This is a genomic window from Rathayibacter sp. AY1D1, assembly GCF_002932635.1.
Taxonomy (GTDB): domain Bacteria; phylum Actinomycetota; class Actinomycetes; order Actinomycetales; family Microbacteriaceae; genus Rathayibacter.
This window is the reverse complement of record NZ_PSVY01000066.1, coordinates 1-1137: the sequence shown is the minus strand read 5'-3', so window position 1 is coordinate 1137 and position 1137 is coordinate 1. Positions and strand designations below refer to the sequence as shown.

Genomic DNA, 1137 nt, shown 5'->3' with positions numbered 1-1137 from the left:
TCCAGCCGACGGCTCCTCCCGCGAGCAGGCCGACGGCGACGAGCGCGCGCGTGATGTCGGCGTCGTCGCCGCTGTCGACGGTGATCAGCACGGCGAGCGCCGCGACGGCGGCGGCGAGGGTCAGCAGGCCGGCCACGGGAGCGGAGCGGCGGACGGCCGGATCCGCGTCGCGCGACTCGAGCGGCGCGAGGGGCACCAGGGCCCAGAGCCAGAGGTAGAGGAGCGCGCCGCCCCCGCCGAGCGCGGTCGTGAGGACGGCCAGGAGGCGGGTCCTCCGCACGCTCCAGCCGAGGTGGTCGGCGACCGCGGTGCACACTCCGCCGAGCAGCATCGTCCGCGGCCGCTGCAGCGGGGGGCGGACGGCGGTGCCGGGGACTGTGCTCACCCCTGCATCCAAACAGGTCGGCCGCACGATCGGGGGTGCTCTCGGGGTCGGATCAGGGGTTCCCCCGATGGTCCGGGCCGTGGAGCGCACGGGAGACTCGCAGCATGACAGGACAGAGCACGACCCCGCCGGGCTCCGCGGAGCCGGACGGCACGGAGGCGGCAAGCACAGCGACGACGCCGATCGGGACGGATCCCGGAGCGGCCGGACCCGACAGCGCCGGCCCGGACAGCGCCGGCCCCGAGAGCCCCGGCCCGGGAGCCCCCGGCCCCGCCGATCCGCCCCCCGCGCCCGAGAACCGCTTCGTGCTCTGGCTGCGCGGCCTCGACCTGCCCCGCCGTCCCGGCTGGATCGGCGGCGTCTGCGCGGGGATCGCCGACCGGCTCGGCATCGACCCGCTGATCGTGCGCGGGATCGTGCTCGTCGTCGCGGTGCTGGGCGGGCCCGCGCTCCTCCTCTACGCCGCGGCCTGGCTGCTGCTGCCCGACCAGGACGGCGCCCTGCCGGTGGAGCGGCTGCTCCGCGGCTCGCTCGACCGGGTGCACGCCGGGATCGGCGTCCTCGTGCTCGCCTCGATGCTGCCGGTGGCGCAGGGCTTCTGGTCGCTCGGCGGCGCGTACACCGGGGCGATGCCCTGGGCGCCCGCGACCGGGCGGACGCTGTGGTCGCTCGTGGTGCTCGGGCTGATCGTGGCCTTCGTGGTCTGGATCGTGCGGCGGAGCCGGCGATCGGACGACGCGGCCGCTCACCCG

The 1137-nt window shown here is 77.0% G+C and carries 2 protein-coding genes; one reads left to right on the top strand and one right to left on the bottom strand.

Going from position 1 to position 1137, the window contains the following annotated elements; all coding sequences use genetic code 11:
- The coding region (locus C5C56_RS18205) for a PspC domain-containing protein (protein WP_258065710.1) at nt 1-385 on the bottom strand (385 nt) is incomplete at its 3' end.
- 104 nt (nt 386-489) lie between these two features.
- On the opposite strand from C5C56_RS18205, the gene C5C56_RS17385 reads away from it, so the two are divergent.
- On the top strand, nt 490-1137 hold a 648-nt coding region (locus C5C56_RS17385), incomplete at its 3' end, for a PspC domain-containing protein (RefSeq protein WP_146086533.1).